The organism is Sphingopyxis sp. P1IMeth2, assembly GCF_900185685.1.
Classification (GTDB): domain Bacteria; phylum Pseudomonadota; class Alphaproteobacteria; order Sphingomonadales; family Sphingomonadaceae; genus Sphingopyxis; species Sphingopyxis terrae_A.
Genome location: NZ_FYAT01000001.1, coordinates 441,201 through 457,949 on the forward strand (window position 1 = coordinate 441,201; position 16,749 = coordinate 457,949).

The 16,749-nt window shown below is 66.0% G+C and carries 13 protein-coding genes; 6 read left to right on the forward strand and 7 right to left on the reverse strand.

Features of this window, described 5'->3' with window-relative positions; translation table 11 throughout:
• Positions 1-54 precede the first annotated feature (54 nt).
• The 5 genes from P1IM2_RS02050 (at position 55) to P1IM2_RS02070 (ending at position 8,838) form a co-directional block, all read left to right on the forward strand.
• Positions 55-1,461, forward strand: coding sequence for a M48 family metalloprotease (locus P1IM2_RS02050; RefSeq protein ID WP_409372291.1), 1,407 nt, complete (start codon positions 55-57; stop codon positions 1,459-1,461).
• A gap of 56 nt (positions 1,462-1,517) precedes the next feature.
• Positions 1,518-3,131 carry a thioredoxin domain-containing protein gene (locus P1IM2_RS02055; protein ID WP_260833890.1) on the forward strand — a complete coding sequence of 538 codons (1,614 nt, stop codon included), beginning with the start codon at positions 1,518-1,520 and terminating at the stop codon, positions 3,129-3,131.
• An 11-nt stretch (positions 3,132-3,142) separates the two neighbouring features.
• Positions 3,143-4,957 carry a tetratricopeptide repeat-containing sulfotransferase family protein gene (locus P1IM2_RS02060; RefSeq protein ID WP_186401270.1) on the forward strand — a complete coding sequence of 605 codons (1,815 nt, stop codon included), beginning with the start codon at positions 3,143-3,145 and terminating at the stop codon, positions 4,955-4,957.
• A 142-nt stretch (positions 4,958-5,099) separates the two neighbouring features.
• Positions 5,100-7,487 (forward strand): TonB-dependent receptor, encoded by a 2,388-nt coding sequence (locus P1IM2_RS02065; protein ID WP_186401271.1) that lies wholly within the window; start codon positions 5,100-5,102, stop codon positions 7,485-7,487.
• 4 nt (positions 7,488-7,491) lie between these two features.
• Complete coding sequence (locus P1IM2_RS02070; RefSeq protein ID WP_062901174.1) at positions 7,492-8,838, forward strand: amino acid permease; 1,347 nt, start codon at positions 7,492-7,494, stop codon at positions 8,836-8,838.
• On the opposite strand, the gene P1IM2_RS02075 is transcribed toward P1IM2_RS02070, so the two are convergent.
• Genes P1IM2_RS02075 through P1IM2_RS02085 form a run of 3 tightly spaced genes read right to left on the reverse strand, consistent with a single transcriptional unit; the run spans position 8,815 to position 12,799 of the window.
• The gene (locus P1IM2_RS02075; RefSeq protein ID WP_186401272.1) at positions 8,815-10,419 is read right to left on the reverse strand and encodes a phytoene desaturase family protein; all 1,605 of its coding nucleotides are present in this window, start codon (positions 10,417-10,419) and stop codon (positions 8,815-8,817) included. The two genes, P1IM2_RS02070 and P1IM2_RS02075, sit on opposite strands and share 24 nt — an antisense overlap.
• Positions 10,416-11,636, reverse strand: coding sequence for an FAD-dependent oxidoreductase (locus tag P1IM2_RS02080; protein ID WP_260833891.1), 1,221 nt, complete (start codon positions 11,634-11,636; stop codon positions 10,416-10,418). Before P1IM2_RS02080 ends, P1IM2_RS02075 begins: the two co-directional genes overlap by 4 nt.
• Entirely contained in the window at positions 11,633-12,799 is a 1,167-nt protein-coding gene (locus P1IM2_RS02085) for an aromatic ring-hydroxylating oxygenase subunit alpha (RefSeq protein ID WP_186401274.1), read from the reverse strand. The genes P1IM2_RS02080 and P1IM2_RS02085 overlap by 4 nt, the downstream gene beginning before the upstream one ends.
• A 21-nt stretch (positions 12,800-12,820) precedes the next feature.
• On the opposite strand from P1IM2_RS02085, the gene P1IM2_RS02090 reads away from it, so the two are divergent.
• On the forward strand, positions 12,821-13,423 hold the full coding sequence (locus P1IM2_RS02090; RefSeq protein ID WP_186401275.1) for a TetR/AcrR family transcriptional regulator: 603 nt from the start codon (positions 12,821-12,823) through the stop codon (positions 13,421-13,423).
• Positions 13,424-13,468: 45 nt separating this feature from the next.
• Here P1IM2_RS02090 and P1IM2_RS02095 read toward each other — a convergent pair whose 3' ends face one another.
• From P1IM2_RS02095 to P1IM2_RS02110, 4 genes are all read right to left on the reverse strand, one after another.
• The gene (locus tag P1IM2_RS02095) at positions 13,469-14,842 is read right to left on the reverse strand and encodes a M20/M25/M40 family metallo-hydrolase (RefSeq protein WP_186401276.1); all 1,374 of its coding nucleotides are present in this window, start codon (positions 14,840-14,842) and stop codon (positions 13,469-13,471) included.
• A gap of 84 nt (positions 14,843-14,926) precedes the next feature.
• A complete protein-coding gene (locus P1IM2_RS02100) occupies positions 14,927-15,118 on the reverse strand; it encodes a DUF2945 domain-containing protein (RefSeq protein ID WP_062901179.1) in 192 nt (63 codons plus the stop codon).
• A 26-nt stretch (positions 15,119-15,144) separates the two neighbouring features.
• Complete coding sequence (locus tag P1IM2_RS02105; protein ID WP_086457467.1) at positions 15,145-15,540, reverse strand: polymer-forming cytoskeletal protein; 396 nt, start codon at positions 15,538-15,540, stop codon at positions 15,145-15,147.
• Position 15,541: 1 nt separating this feature from the next.
• Positions 15,542-16,747, reverse strand: a complete 1,206-nt coding sequence (locus P1IM2_RS02110) for a M23 family metallopeptidase (RefSeq protein WP_062901181.1) — start codon at positions 16,745-16,747, stop codon at positions 15,542-15,544.
• Between the last annotated feature and the right edge of the window lie 2 nt (positions 16,748-16,749).

Consider the following 16,749-nt stretch of genomic DNA (forward strand, 5'->3'; position numbering starts at 1 on the left):
TAAGTCTCCATGGCTTCAGTCGAGGTTCAGACGCGCGGCGCAAGACAGGCGGCGATGATCGCCCCGTCCCCGTCCCACATCCTGGCCCGGCTGGGCGCCTGGCGCGCCGCGCTGCGCCTGTTGATGACGCTCCTCGCCATGGTGGCCGTTGCCGCGCGGCCGGTGATGGCGCAGTCGATGCTGCGCGACGCCGAAACCGAGGCGCTGTTCCAGGACATGGTCGACCCGCTGCTCGTCGCGGCGGGGCTGCGTCCCGGACAGGTGCGCGTCCACCTGCTCGGCGACCGCAGCATCAACGCGTTCGTGGCGGGCAGTCAGGACATCTATGTCTTTAGCGGCCTGATCGAGACCGCCGACAGCGCCAACGAAGTGCAGGGCGTACTCGCCCACGAGCTCGGCCATATCATGGGCGGCCACGCAATCCGCGCCAGCGACGGCGCCAAGACCGCAACGGGCATCTCGCTGCTCAGTATGCTGCTCGGCGCCGCGGCGATCGCGGCGGGCGGCGGCGACGCTGGAATGGGCATCATGATGGCAGGGCAGCAGGCCGCACTCGGCAAATATCTGGCGTTCAGCCGGGTCCAGGAAGCGACCGCCGATGCCGCCGGCGCCCAATATCTGTCGAAGGCGGGGATCAGCGGCAGGGGCAGCCTCGATTTCTTCAAGAAGCTGCAGAACCTCGAATTTCGCTATGCCGTCAAACAGGATGATGATCAGGCCTACAGCCGCACGCACCCGCTGTCTGGCGATCGCATCCAGGCGCTTCGCGAAGTCTATGTCGTCGATCCGGCGTGGGACAAGCCGAGCGACCCCCAGCTCGAGGCCCGCTTCCAGCGCGTGAAGGCCAAGCTGCTCGGCTATATGGAAGAGCCCGAGCGGACGCTGCGCAAATATCCCGAAAGCGACAAGAGCGTGCCCGCGCGCTACGCCCGCGCTTACGCCTGGCACAAGAGCGCCTATCCGCAAAAGGCGCTGGACGAGGTCGATGCCCTGATCGCCACCAATCCCGAAGACCCTTATTTCCTCGAACTCGAAGGCCAGGTTCTGCTCGAATCCGGTCGGCCCAAGGAAGCGATCCCGCCGCTGCGCAAAGCGGTCGCCAACTCGAAATCGCAGCCGCTGATCGCCTCGACCCTCGGCCATGCGTTGATCGCGACCGAGGATCCGGCCAATTTTCCAGAGGCCGAGAAGGTGCTGAAGACCGCCGTCGCGCTCGATAACGAGAATCCGTTTGCCTGGTATCAGCTTGGAATTGTCTATGCGAACCGCGGCGATCAGGCGCGCGCCGCGCTCGCCTCGGCGGAACGCTACAGTCTCGAGGGTGGACAGCCGATGCTCGCGCTGCGTAATGCCGAAATGGCGATGCAGGGCCTGCCGCAAGGGTCGCCCGACTGGATTCGTGCACAGGATATTTCGATGGTTGCGCGCGCCGAGGTAGAACGGACGCGCAAACGGCGCTAGATTCACGACGAAATTCGGGGATGCATCGCAATTTCGCGAATGCACAAGGGCGACAAGTGACAGACAAGAAAGACGAATATTACCAGCCGTGGTTGCGCGACCCGACGCCGGCGCCCGATCCCCTGCCGCGCGCCGACGAGGGGCTGGCGAAGCCGAAGGACGCGCCCCCCGTCGGCATCGACGTCGGCCGCTATACGCCGCAGCCCGCTCCGGCGCGCGATCCGCGCGTCACGGGCGAGCAGCTGAAGGCGGGTGCGGCGCGGCTATGGAGTGCGATCCGGCACGGCGCTGCGGCCTTTGCCGACTGGACGATCGATGTCGGCGAACGCGCCGATATTCCCGCCCGCGTCGAGGCAATGGAGATACCGCGGCGGACGCGCGACCTTGCGCAGCGTTCGGGCCGCGGCGCCGCGCGCGCCGCGCGCGCCATCGGACGCGGATCGGCGAAGGCGGCGCGCAGCGCAGCAAGCGCGAGCGGCGAGGCGTGGGGCAAGATGGCGCTGGGCGACAAGGTCGCGAAAATTTCCAGCGAAGCCGGACGCGGGATCGGCGAAGTCGCGGGCAAGACGAAGGCCGGAATCGGCCAGGTCGCAGGTCAGGTTGCGCGCGCCGGCAAGGACGGCATCGGCGACGCCGCGAACAAGCTGCGTCCCGCCGCCGAAGAGCTTGCGCCGCCGCCTTCGGGGCTCGAACAATTGCTCGCGCGCGAAGAGGCAGAGGCGCGCGCCGCCGACGCCGGGAACGCGGGCGACCTGCCGCTCTTCGCCGGCGAAGCGATCCCCGCGACGCTGGCGGAAACGCCGGCCAAGGCAGCGGCAACAGCAATCGCGTCGGACGATGATCGCACCCCGCATGTCACGCCCCCGGCCAAGCCCAAGCCCGCGCGGACCAAGGCGATGACTGCGGGCCGCCTGCCGCAGCGCCAGGGAGGAATGATGGACGGCGTATCGACGCGAACCCTGCTGATCGGCGGCATCGCCGCGCTCGCGCTGCTCGGCGCGACCTTCTGGCTTGGCAGCCGCTTCGGCGGCGGCATGAGCAAGAGCGAGGTCGAGACGATCGTCGGCGACTATATTCGCGCCAATCCCGAAATCATCCCCGAGGCGCTGGAGGCGCAGCGCGACCGCGAAATGGCGAAGGCGATCGACGCGATCCGCCCCGCGCTCGAAAAGCCCTATGCCGGCGCCTGGGCGGGCAATGCCGACGGCGACGTCACGCTGGTCGTCTTCACCGATTATGCCTGCGGCTTCTGCCGGGCGAGCGTGCCCGATGTCGACCGGCTGGTCCGCGAGGACAAAAGGCTGAAGGTCGTGTTCCGCGAATTGCCGATCATCTCGCCGCAAAGCCGCGATGCCGCGCTGATGGCGCTCGCCGCCGCGCGGCAGGGTAAGTATGACGCCTTCCACCACGCGATGTTCGCAGCGAGTTCGCTCGACCCCTCGGCGATCGCCGCGGCGGCACAGCGCGCGGGCGTCGTTACCGACGGCAGCGCCGACGCGACCGCGAACGAGGCGCTGTTCCAGCGTGAACTCGACGCGAATCTGGCGATCGCGACCCAGCTCCAACTCAACGCGACTCCGACCTGGGTTATAGGCAACCAACTGCTCCAAGGCCAGGTCGGCTATGACACGCTGAAGCGCGCCATCGCCAAGGCCCGGTCCAAGAGCTGAGGCGCGCGGTTTTGGCGACCGTCACGCACGATCAGGCGCTCGCCAACGCCCGGCATCTGCTGGCGGGTCAGCCTGCCGCGGCGCTGGCGCAGGCACGGGCGATTATCGAGGTTGTTCCGACATCGGCCGCCGCCCACCGCCTTGCCGCGCACGCGCTGCGCGCGCTCGGACGCGAGGATGAGGCGCAGGCGGCATCGCTCGACGCCGTCGGCGCGGCGATCCACGATCCCGAAATGATCGCAGCGGCGCTCGCCCTTGCCGAAGATCGGCTGCCCGATGCCGAGGTCGCGCTACGCGGGCGCCTGCGCGACGACGCCACCGATGTCGCAGCGATCCGCATGTTGGCCGAGGTCGCCGGGCGTATCGGCCGTTATGGCGATGCCGAAAAGCTGCTGATGCGGGCGGTCGAACTCGCGCCGGGGTTCGGCGCCGCCCGCGCCAATCTGGCGACGGTCTATTACAAGCAGAATCGCTTTGCGGAAGCCGTCGCGGCGCTCGATTCCGTGCTCGGCGACGATCCCGACAATCCGGCCCACGCCAATCTGAAGGCCGCCGCCCTCGGCCGTATCGGCGGCTATGACGAAGCGATCGCGCTGTACGAAGAATTGACCCGCCGCTTTCCCGGCCACGCCAAATTGTGGATGAGCTATGGTCATATGCTCAAGACGGTCGGGCGGCAGGACGACAGCATCGCGGCCTACCGCCATGCGCTCGCTACCGATCCCGGGCTGGGCGAAATCTGGTGGAGCCTCGCCAATCTGAAGACCATTCGGTTCGACGCCGCCGACCGATCCGCCATGGAAGCTGCGCTCGCCGATGCGGCGCCAACGGACGAGGCGCGCGCGGATGACCGGCTCCATCTGCACTTCGCGCTTGGCAAGGCCTATGACGATGCCGGCGATCATGCCGCAGCCTTTCGTCACTACGCAGCAGGCAATGCGATCCGGTCGGCGCAACTCGGCTATGATCCGGCAGATACGCGCGCCACGGTCGATGCCATCATCGCCCATTTTCCGGCCGAACGCTTTGCGGCAATGGCCGGTGCGGGCGCGCCCGATCCCGATCCGATTTTCGTCCTCGGCCTGCCGCGCGCGGGTTCAACGCTGATCGAGCAAATTCTGGCAAGTCATAGTGCGATCGAAGGCACGATGGAATTGCCCGATATTCCGGCGCTGGCGCTTAGCCTCGGGCGCGATGCGAAGGGCGACCCGCGTCGCTGGGTCGAAGCACTGGCCGATCTGCGCTCCGATGCGCTGGCCGACCTCGGCCGGCAATTTCTGGCGCGCACTGCAGTCCAGCGCAAGACGGACAAACCCTTCTATATCGACAAGCTTCCGAACAACTGGCTTTACCTGCCCTTCATTCGCCTGACCCTGCCCGGCGCAAAGGTCATCGATGCTCGGCGCCACCCGCTCGATTGCTGCTGGTCGAACTTTCGCCAGCATTTCGCCAAGGGTCAGGCGTTCAGCTATGGGCTGGCGGATATCGGCGCCTATTATCGCGACTATGTCCGCCTGATGGCGCATATCGACGCGGTCCAGCCGGGCCGGGTTCACCGCGTGATTCACGAGGCGCTGCTCGACGATCCGGAGGGCGAGGTTCGCGCGATGCTTGCCTATCTGAACGTCCCGTTCGAGGAGGCCTGCCTGGCCTTTTACACCAATGATCGCGCCGTGCGTACCGCATCCAGCGAACAGGTGCGCCGCCCCATCAACCGCGACGGCGTCGATCAATGGCGCCCCTATGACGCATGGCTCGACCCGCTAAAGTCGGCGCTCGGTCCGGTGCTGGAGGCTTATCCAGGGGTTCCACCGCTCGCCGACTAGCCCGCCGCGCGCAAATTCGTTGCCTTTGAGCAACAGCAGCCGACATTTTCGACTAACGCGCGCGCCGTTGCGATGACAATGCTTGCGCTTGCGCTGCACCGCGTCATTCTCCGTCACATTGTTGTCATCGAGGGGGGTCTCTATGCGGAATGTTTCAGCAGTGTTGGCGAAAGGCAGCGCGCTGCTGCTCGGCAGCACGATCCTGTGCACGTCGGGAACGGCGCTCGCACAGCAAACGACGCCGGCCAATGGCGACGACATCGTCGTCACGGCTTCGAAGCGCGAGCAGAATCTGCAGGACGTGCCGATGGCGATCACCGCGATCGGCACCGAAAGACTGGCCGAGTTGCAGGTCAAGGAATTTCAGGACGTCGTCAAATTCCTGCCGTCGGTAACGATCCAGACGGCCGCCCCGGGTTTTGCCCAGGTCTATTTCCGCGGCGTGTCGTCGGGCGAGAATGCAAACCATTCGGCCTCACTGCCGACCGTCGGCACCTATCTCGACGAAATGCCGGTGACGACGATTCAGGGCGCGCTGGACATCCATGCCTATGACCTTTCGCGCGTCGAGGCACTCGCCGGGCCGCAGGGCACGCTGTATGGCGCAAGTTCGATGGCGGGCACGATCAAGCTTGTCACCAACAAGCCCGACGCCAGCGGCACCTATGGCGAGATCGGGGCCGAGATCAATTCGGTCGCGCACGGCAATTTCGGCGGTGTCGCCGAAGGCTTCATCAACGCGCCGCTCGGCGAGCGCGCGGCGCTGCGCCTCGTCGGCTGGTACCGGCACGATGCTGGCTATATCGACAATATTCCGGGCAGCCGCACCTATCCGACCAGCGGCATCGTCCAGAATAATTCGGCCTATGTCGAAAACAACTACAACGACGCCGACACCTATGGCGCGCGCCTCGCGCTCGGGATCGAGCTCGACGACAATTGGACGCTGCGTCCGACGATCATGGGCCAGATCCAGAAGACGAACGGTAGCTATTCGCAGGAACGGTCGAGCGCCGTTACCGGCCAGCTGCAGACCGTCCAGTACAATCCCGAATGGAGCAAGGACAAATGGCTGCAGGCGGCCCTGACGATCGAGGGCAAGCTCGGCAATTGGGATCTGACCGTCACCGGCGGTCACCTGCGCCGCCGCACCGACGTCGCGAGCGACTATTCGGATTATTCCTATTTCTATGACGCGCTCTACGGTTCGGGCTATTATCTGCGCGACAATGCGAACAATCTGATCAGCCCCAACCAATATATCAACGGCATCGACCGTTATAAGAAGAGCTTTGTCGAGGCGCGCATCGCATCGCCAGCCGACGCACCGATCCGCTTTATCGGCGGCGTGTTCTGGCAGCGCCAGAGCCATAATATCGAACAGAATTATATCATCGACAATCTGGCCGACGATCTGAAGGTGCCCGGCACGGCCAGCGACATCTGGCTGACTAAGCAGTTCCGCGTCGACCGCGACTATGCCGCGTTCGGCGAGCTCAGCTACGACATCACCGACAAGCTGACGCTGACCGGCGGCGGCCGTCTGTACAAGTTCGACAACAGCCTGGTCGGCTTCTTCGGCTATTCGGCGGGCGTATCGAGCCGAACCGGCGTCGCCGCCTGCTTCGGTCCGGCGATCGTTGCCGGATCGCCCTGTACCAACCTCGACAAACGGACCAAGGACACCGGCTTCATTCACAAGCTGAACCTGACGTACAAGCTCAGCGACAATGCCTTGATCTATGGCACCTGGTCGCGCGGCTTCCGTCCCGGCGGGATCAACCGCCGCGGCACCCTGCCGCCCTATGGTCCGGACACGCTCGACAATTATGAGTTCGGCTGGAAGACCAACTGGGGTCCGGTGCGCTTCAACGGCGCCATCTATCAGGAGGACTGGAAAGACATTCAGCTTTCCTTCCTCGGGCTCAACGGTCTGACCGAAATCCGCAACGCGGGCGTAGCGCGCATTCGCGGCATCGAACTCGACCTCGGCTATCGCGAGGGCGGCTTCTCGATCAACGCCGGGATGAGCTACAATGATGCACAGATTCGCCGGGATTTCTGCCTGATCGCAAACAGCAGTTTCGACTGCACCCTGCCCGGCAGTGACGGCGCGACCAATGCGCTGCTCGCCCCGTCGGGAACGCAGCTTCCGGTGACGCCGAAGTTCAAGGGCAATCTGGTCACGCGCTACGAATTTCCGATCGGCGGCCTGGGCGGGCATGTCCAGTTCGCGCTCAACCATATCGGCAAGCGGCGCAGCGACCTTCGCATCTTTGAAAATGCGCTCAAGGGAACGCTTAAATCCTATACCACCGCCGATATCAGCATCGGCGTGAAGGGAGAGGATTGGAAGGCCGAACTGTTCGCGACCAATTTGTTCGACAGCAACGGCATCATCAATACGGGTGTCCAGTGCCTCGAAACCACCTGCGGCGATCCCGACGGGCTGACCGGCACCGGCGGGGTATTCTACGACACGCCGATCAGGCCGCGACTGATCGGGATCAAGGTCAGCAAGGAATTCTGACCGGGTGACGAACCCCGCACAGCAACAGGGCGAGGCCGGGCAGAAGCTCGGTCTCGCCATGTGCGTCGCGCTCGTCATGGGCAATATGATCGGGTCGGGGGTGTTCCTCCTGCCCCGGGACCTGGCGCCGCTCGGCTTGAACGCGGTCATCGGCTGGGGCGTGACGATCACCGGCACCCTGTGCCTCGCCATCGTCTTTGCGCGGCTTGCGCGGCGATTGCCCGGCGGCAGCGCGACGTTCACCTATGCCAATGCAGCCTTCGGCCCCGGCACGGGATTCACCGTCGCCTGGAGCTACTGGATCAGTTGCTGGACGGCGAATGCGACGCTCGCCGTCGCGGCGGTCAGCAATCTTTCGATCGTCATCCCCAGGCTGGGCGACAAGGGGCAGCTGCCCGCGCTGGTCGCGATCGGCTTCCTGTGGCTGTTCACGCTCATCAACCTGTCGGGCATCCGCCGCGCGGGCGAGACGCAGATCATCACACTGCTGTTGAAGCTGGTGCCGGTGATCGGCGCGGTGCTGGTCGCGGCTTGGCTGCTCGGTACCGGCGAAAGCCATGCCGCAGGGATGGCGCATACCCAGCCGGTCAGCCTGTCGGCAGTGAGCGGCGCGGCGACGCTGACGCTGTTCGCGCTGCTCGGCTTCGAAAGCGCCGCCGTCGTTGGCGACCGGGTGCGCGATCCCGAGCGGATGATCCCGCGCGCCACACTGATCGGTGCCGCGGCGACCGGCCTCCTCTATCTCCTGTCCTGCACCGCGGTCACCATGCTGCTGCCCGTCGAAACGCTGCAACAGTCGAACGCCGCCTATGCGACCTTTTTCGGAACGCTGGTCAGCCCGCTGGCGGGTGATATCGTCGCGGTCTTTGCCGCGATCGCCGCGCTCGGCGCGCTCAACGGATTCGTGATGCTGCAGGGCGAGATTCCGCGCGACCTCGCCCATCGCGGCCTGCTCCCTTCCCTTTTCGGGCGCGACAATCGTTTCGGGTCGCCGCAAATGGCGCAGATCGCGTCGAGCCTGCTCGCGAGCATCGTCGTCTATGCCAATTATTCGCGTGGCCTCGCCGAACTTTTCACCTTCATGGTGCTCATCACCACTTCGACCGCGATCATTCTTTATGTCGTCGGCAGCCTGTCGGCGCTGCGGCTCGAACAGGCGGGCAGCCTGCGCGTCTCGCCGGGCTTTGCAGCGCTGACCCTCGTCGGCTTCGGCTACAGCTGCTGGGCCTTCTACGGCGCCGGGATCGAGGCGAGCCTGTGGAGCGTCGCGATGACCGCGGCGGGGCTACCCATCTATCTGCTGATGCGGCGCCGCGGGGGCGCGGCCTCAGCGCCAGCGGGGCGCGAATAGACCGCGGTCGCGCAGGATCACCTGCGCCGCATTATGCCCCGGCGCGCCGGTGACGCCGCCCCCCGGGTGCGTTCCCGCCCCGCACATGTAGAGCCCCTTCACCGGCCCGCGATAGCCGCCATTGCCAAGCACCGGCCGCGCCGACCAGAGTTGATCGAGGCTCATATTGCCGTGCATGATGTCGCCGCCGACCAGCCCGAACTTGCGTTCGAGACCCTTGGGGCTGAGGCGCGTCTGCCCGACGATGCTGGCGCGGAAGCCCGGCGCATGCTTTTCGACCGTGTCGATGATGCAATCGGCCGCGGCTTCCTCCTCATCGTCCCAGTCGCGCCCGTCCGGCAATTCGGGTGCGAACTGCTGGCAGAAGAGGCTGGCGACATGGCAGCCTTCAGGGGCAAGGCTGTCATCGACGGTCGAGGGGATGAGCATCTCAACGATCGGTTCCTTCGACCAGCCGTCGCGCTTCGCATCCAGAAAGGCGCGGTCCATATAGTCGAGCGTCGGCGCGAGGATGATCCCCGACTGGTGATGCTCGCCCGGTTCGGGGAGGCAGGTGAATCTGGGGAGTTCGGACAGCGCGACATTCATCCGGAAGGTGCCGCTGCCTGCCTTGAAACCCTTGATCCGGCGTTCGAAATCGGCAGGCAGGTCGCCCGCGTCCATCATCCGTTCGTAAAGCAGCTTGGGTCCGACATTGGCGATCACCCGCGCCGCTGCAATCTCCTCGCCGCCGACGAGCTTGACCCCCACGGCCTTGCCGCCGTCGACGAGCACTTTCGCTACCGGGCTTTCGAGGCTGATTTCGACGCCATGATCGCGGCAGACCTTGGCCATGATCTCGGTGATCTTGCCCATGCCGCCGACGCTGTGGCCCCACGCCCCCTTCTTGCCGTTCACCTCGCCGAAGACATGGTGGAGGAGGACATAGGCGCTGCCCGGCGTGTCGGGGCTGGCATAGTTGCCGACGACGGCATCGAAGCCGAAGGCGGCCTTGACCGCCTCGCTCTCGAACCAGCTGTCGAGCATTGTACGCGCCGACTTGGTGAACAGGTCGAGCACATCGCGCTGCTGTTCGAGGCTGAGCGTCGCGAAGCGCCGCCCCTGCCGCGCGCCGTCGAGCAGCGTGCGCATGCCTTCGCCGACATTGGGCGGGACGCGCAGCGCAAGATCGCGGAGCAGTTCGGCGACATTTTCGAGCGCGTCATAATATTGCGGCAGCACCTCGGCATCGCGGGCGCTGAACTTGCGGAACTCGGCCTGCGTGCGTTCGAGCCCGGCGCCGAGTTTGAGATAGCCCCCATCCTCCTGCGGCAGGAAATTGCTGATCGGCCGTTCGATCACGCGATAGCCATGATCGGCGAACTTCATGTCGGCGATCACCTTCGGCTGCAGTAGGCTGACCGTATAGCTCGCGACCGAATTGCGGAAGCCCGGCGCGAATTCCTCGGTCACAGCGGCGCCGCCGACGACGTCGCGCGCCTCCACGATACGGACCTTCAGCCCCGCCTTGGCAAGATAAAAGGCGCAGACAAGGCCGTTGTGGCCGGCGCCGATGATCAGCGCGTCATAGGCTTTGGTCATGAAAAATCTTTCGCAAGTGGGGACTGAACATGCTGCCGCCCGAAGCCGAGGCCGAGTATGCGGCCGGGAATCCGGCGCAGCAGCGGGATATGGTCGAGCAGGCGGATCGCGAGCGGTACATGATCGATCTTGCCGCGCAGCACAGGTTCGACGACGCGCCGGTGCGCAAAACGCTGCAGCGCCTGCATCTTTGTCGTGGGCTTCCATCGGCGGTCCTGCACCCGCGCGAGCAAGGGATCGGGGTCGGCGCCGGCGACGAGCGGCACCGCAAGGATGTTCGCGGCGGCCACTGCATCCTGCACCGCAAGGTTGATCCCGACGCCGCCGACGGGCGACATGGCGTGCGCGGCATCGCCGATCGCGAGCAATCCGGGCTGCCACCAGCGGGTCAGCCGATCGAGCGCGACCGACAGCAGCTTGACGTCTTCGAAGCCGCCGATCGCGTCGATCCCGGCGGCGAGGCCCGGCGCTATCGAAACGATTGTCTCACGAAAGGCCGCGATACCGCGCGCCTCGACCGCCGCGAAGCCGCCCTTTTCGATGATCTGCGCGCACTGCCAATAATCGCCGCGCGGTATCGCGACGACCATGCCGCCTTTGTCGATCGTACCGAGCGGGACTTCGGTCATGTCCAGATCCGCCGGCATCGGCACCCGGAACCATAGCACATCCATCGGTGCGCCAAGATCGTCGAGCGGCAGCCTGGCGGCATCGCGCAGCACCGAGCGGCGCCCGTCCGCGGCGATGACAAGGCGCGCGGGCAGCGTTTCACCGCTCGCCAGGGTGACGCCGTCGACGCGGCCGGCGGCATCGTGGCGCAATCCCGTCGCTTCGGTCGACATGCGCAGGTCGAAGGTGGGATATTTGCGGCCTTCGCGCGCGATGAAGTCGAGCAGATCCCATTGCGGCATCATCGCGACAAAGGGTGCGGCAACGGGCAGATGCTTGAGCGTCGCGATCGTGTAGCGGCGCCCGAGCAGGTCGAGCGTCATCGTGTCGATCGCGGCATGCGGAAGCGCGAGCAGCGCGCCAAGCAGGCCGATGTCGTCGAACAGATCGAGCGTCGAGGGGTGCACCGTGTCGCCGCGAAAATCGCGAAAAAAGTCGGCGTGCTTTTCGAGCACCGTCACCGCCACCCCGGCGCGCGCGAAGAGCAGCCCCGCGACCATCCCGGCGGGACCGCCGCCGACGATCACCACGGGCGCCGTGCCGGTCAAGCGCGGCTCCACCCCGCCGCCGGCGCCTGCTCCAGCCGCGCTTCGGGGATGATCGCGCGCATCCGGGCACAGAAATGCTTGAGGCAGACTTCCTTGTCGCTGAGCGGTCCCATCTGGAAACTTTGCGATTGCATGCCCTGCTGGACGCGGGTGATCAGCGCCGTATCTTCGGCATTGACCTGACGATTGATGCGCCAGTTCAAATAGCGCGCGGCCTTCATCTCGCGGCGGGCATCGGGAAGCACGTAACTGATTTCGCGGATCAGGCAGCTCGTCGGGCCGGTCGGCAGCCACTGCATGAAATCGACCTGATCGGGGTAGATGTCGAAGGCGACATTGGGCCACAGCTTGAAATAGAGCCAGTGCCGCTGGTTCGCTTGCGGCAGGTGCGGGACCGGCGGCAGCAACCGCTGATAGAGCCGCTCGGACCAGTTCGCCGACGGTCGGTCGGCGAGGTCGCCCCACATGCGATCGACGCGATCTTCGACTTCGACGCCATAGCTTTTTCCGAACAATCGCGTCAGGCCGGGGTGGGCGACGGGAATGTGCAGGCCGTCCGAATAATTGTCGCCGACATTCTTCCAGTTCACATCGCGCGGGCGCAGCGTGACGCGCCCCAATGCGCCGAGTTCCGCGAAACGATAGGGTTCGACCATCGCTTCATAGGGCGCCATCATCGCGGCGACCGACGGGCCGCCGTCCTCCTCCAGCCGCACGAACCAGAAGCCGCGCCATTGTTCGAGGCCGACGGGCGCGAGCCCCGCCTTTTCCTTGTCGAGCGTCGGATAGCTCGCCGAATCGGGAACGCCCGAGAGTCGCCCGTCGAGTTCGTAGGTCCAGGCGTGATAGGGGCAAACGAGCTTCTTCGCGCAGCCCGCCGCGCCGTCGACCAGCCGCGACCCGCGGTGGCGGCAGACGTTGGTGAAGGCGCGCACGACGCGGTCGGCGCCGCGCACGACGATCACGCTTTCGCCGCAATAATCGATGCTGTGCCAGTCGCCCGCCGCGGGAATGTCGCTGTCATGACAGACGACCTGCCAGCTCGGGCGGAAGATGCGCGCCATTTCGGCGGCGTAGAAATCGGGGTCGCTATAGGTCCAGGCCGGGAGCGACCAGCCGTCGAGCGGATCGGGATGCGAATCGCGAAGGGGTGCAGTTGCCATGGCTCGTTCCTTGTTATACACATGTATAACAATATGACCGCCGCTCGCCAAGCCTTTACGCGCGAAAGTGCCGACGCCCGCCGGGCCGACCTGATCGACGCGACCGCGGCATGTCTTGCCGAGCTTGGGCTGGCGGGAACGAGCGTCCGCGCGATCTGCGCGAAGGCGGGCGTGTCGCCCGGGTTGCTGCGCCATTATTTCGGCGGCATCGACGATCTGATCGCCGCAGCCTATCAGGCGACGAGCGACCGGATGGATGCGGTCTTCGCCGCCGCCACCGACGCGGCGGGCCCCGATCCGCACACGCGGCTGACCGCCTATCTGACTGCCAGCTTCCGCCCGCCGGTGACCGACCCGCAATTGCTCGGCGCGTGGACCGCGTTCTGGGCGCTCGCGCGCAGCGATGCGCGCATGGCGGCCATCCATGCCGATAGCTATGCCGGTTATCGCGCCCGGCTGCGCGACCTGCTCGCGCCGTGCGGCGCGCGCGACCCCGACCAGCTCGCGATCCTGCTTACCGCCATGGTCGACGGGCTGTGGCTCGAACTGTCGCTCGACGCGAGCAGCTTCGGCGCCGATGCGGCGGCGGCGATGGTCGAGCGGGCGGTGGCGGCGCTCATATAATCGTCGCCCCCGCGCGGGCGGGGGCGACGGCATAGGTTCGGACGATTATTTCGCCAGGTCGCGCAGCAGGCTGTCCCAATGCGCAAGCGCGCCGGGAATGGCGTTGACCGGCACCCTCTCGTTGAGCCCGTGCGCGTAGCTGTCGCTCGCCTTCGAAAACAGACCCGCGACGCCATAGCTCGGAACGCCCAGCATACGGAAATGATAGCTGTCGGTCGCCCCTGCGCTCATCGACGGTATGATCGGCAGGCCCGGGAAGCGCCCATGGACGGCCTTCGTCACCGCCGCCATGACATCGGGGCGCAGCGGCGAGGCGTCGCTCGCGCTCGCGTCGGGATCGGGCTTCACCGCCACCGCGGGGTCGGCGATCACGCGTTCGAGTTCGGCGCGCACCGCCTCGACAGGCACGCCAGGGAAGATGCGGCAGTTGATATTGGCGGTCGCCCGCTGCGGCAGGGCGTTTTCGGCGTGACCGCCGTTGACCAGCGTCGGGACGCAGGTGGTGCCGATCTGGCCGACATATTCAGGATCGGCGGTAATCGTCGCGATCGCCGCCGCGTCGGCGGGGTTTCCGGCAAAGGTCTTGAGCGCTGCGCCGATCGCACCGCCGACCTGATCGGCAACAATCGGCATACCGACCTTGGTCAGTTCGTTCTGCTGCGGCTTGAAATGATGGGCGCCCACCTTGGCGAGTGCATTCGACAATTGAACGATGGCATTGGTCGGCGACGGGCGCGAGCTGTGACCGCCGGGGTTCGTGACCTCCAGCGTGAAGTCGGCATAGGTTTTTTCGCCGGCCTGCAGAGCGTAATATTGCGCCTTGCCGTCTTCACCGATCAGGCCGCCGCCGCCGTCGCCGTTGAGCGCGAGTTCGGCGCCCTTATATTTGGCGGCGAGCGCACGCGTCGTCATCATCGACGTTTCCTCGTCGCCCGACAGCAGCAGGATGATCGAGCGCTTGGGCTTGAAGCCGTCCTTCCTGAGCTGCGCCATGGTGGCGACCATCATCGCGACGTCGAATTTATTGTCCTCCGACCCGCGCCCGAAAATATAGCCATTCTCCTCGACCGGCACGAACGGATCGCGCGTCCAGTCCTTCGCGTCGGCCTCGACGACATCCATATGGCCGAGCAGCAGGATCGGCTTTTCCTTCGTCGTTCCCTGCAGCGTGGCGGCGAAGGTCGCGGTTTCGCCCATCGGGGTGATGACGATGTCGCTGTCGGCATAGCCCGCCGCCTTCAGCACCTCGGCATAATAGGCCGCAAGTTCGGGCACCTTGCCGCGTCCCGCGACGGTCGGGATCGCGACGCTGTCGATCAGGATCTTTTTCGCGGTACCCGCATCGGCGGGTTTGGCATGGACGGGCGCGGCGGCCAGCAAGGCGGCGGCGAGGGCGAGCGGAGCGGTAAGGGTGCGCATGGTTCGCGACTATGGCGTCTGCGCGGGGGCGCGCAAGACCCGAAGTTGGGCAGATCCCCCCTGCCCCCCAATCGCCGCCCGCGGTCAAGCCGGCGCGAGTTCACTCGCAAGCTTGAGCACGCAGCGCCCGTCGAGCATTTCGATCAGATAGGCGGGATTCCCCGCGCTCCCGTTGCGCACGATCCGGCTACCCTTGATCGTGCGTTCGACGCGGCGGTCGAAGCGCTCGGCGATCACGCCGCGACCTTCGCCGCGGCCCCATTGCCAGCACACCATCGTGCCGACCGGAAAATCGCGGTCGGTCAGGCGCCGAACGAGGCCGGCTTTTCGCCGACGACTTCGAGCGCCGGAGGCGCCTTGGCCGCACCCGCGCGGCGGTGCGACAGCTTGCCGTCGACCTTGCCGCCATTTTCGATCGTGATCGTTTCGTAGGTCACGTCGCCGGTGATCCGCGCGCTGGCGTGGATGATCAGCGTCTTGGCCTCGATCGACCCGTCGACCAGACCCGCAAGCTTAGCGGTCTCGGCGACGACACCGCCCTTGATCTCGCTCGCCTCGCCCTGGACGAGGTTGGCGCATTTCAAGTCGCCCTCGATCTTGCCGTCGACGTGCAGGTCGACACTGGCCGACACATTGCCGGTGATGACCACATCCGACCCGATGATCGAGAAAGTGGTATGACGGGCGCCGGTCGCCATCTTAGCGGGCACCGGCGGAAGCGAGGGCGCCGACCCGCTGTCGGGCGTCGTCTTTGACTTTGAGAACATCGGCTTTGGCCTCCAGAAAACGCCGCGGATTGACCGCGACCCCGTTCAAACGGACTTCGAAATGCAAATGGCTGCCGGTCGAGCGGCCGGTGCTGCCCATGCGGGCGATCTGCTGCCCCGCGGTGACGCGGTCGCCCACTTTGGCGTTGAAACCCGACAAATGGGCGTAGCGGGTCAGGATACCCTGACCATGATCGACCTCGACGACATTGCCATAGCCCGACTTCTGGCCGACGAAGCTGACACGCCCGGGCGCGGCGGCGAGGATCGGCGCGCCGATCGGCCCCGGGAAATCGAGCCCCGCGTGCATCGCACCGGCGCCGGTGAAGGGATCGCTGCGATAGCCATAGCTCGATGAGAGCATCAGCACATGCGCCGGCTGACCCGAAGGAATCGCGACGAGGGTGCGTTCGAACACTTCCATACGGAACAGCGCGCCTTCGAGCGCGGCGAAGCTGGTGCCGAGCGCGCCCGCATTGCCGCCGCGGCGCTGGAAGGGGATGAGCGGACCACCACGACCCGACGAGGCGTCGCGAACGAGCGCGCGCGGATCGAGCCCGAGCTTGGCGACCGCGCTTTCGGCCTTGGCGGCGCGGGCGTTGACCGCGGCGAGCAGGCGCGACGAAAAGGCCTCCTGCCGCGCCTCGATGCGCGCGAGCGCCTGTGCTTCGGGGGGCAGGCGCGGATCGATGGCGCTGGTCTTGAGCGGCGTCGCGGCGTCGCCGTCGGCTTTTGCACCATCGGCCGCCTTCGCCGGCGCGGGCAGCGCTTCGTTGCCGAAATAATCCTGCTGCCACTGTTCGAGCTGCTTTTGCCGCTCGTCGAGGTCGGCGGCGATTTCGCCGACGCGGTCGCGATAGCGCGCGATGCGCTGCTCGGCAGCCGCGGCAGCCGCCTGCTTCTGCGCGACTTCGGCGCGCTCGTCGGCGGTGAGCAGCTGGTTGACGAACACGGCGAGCGTAATCGCAGCCCAAGCGAGCAGCACCGCGCCAGCGATCAGCGCAACGCGCTTTTGCCAAACGGCGCTGATACGCAGAAACCGGACATGGCCGTGCGTGCGAATGAAGATTTCATGGTCCTGGAACAGCGCATTAAAACGCTGGCGCCAATGGCGCAGACCCGTCGATTGGGAAGACAAGC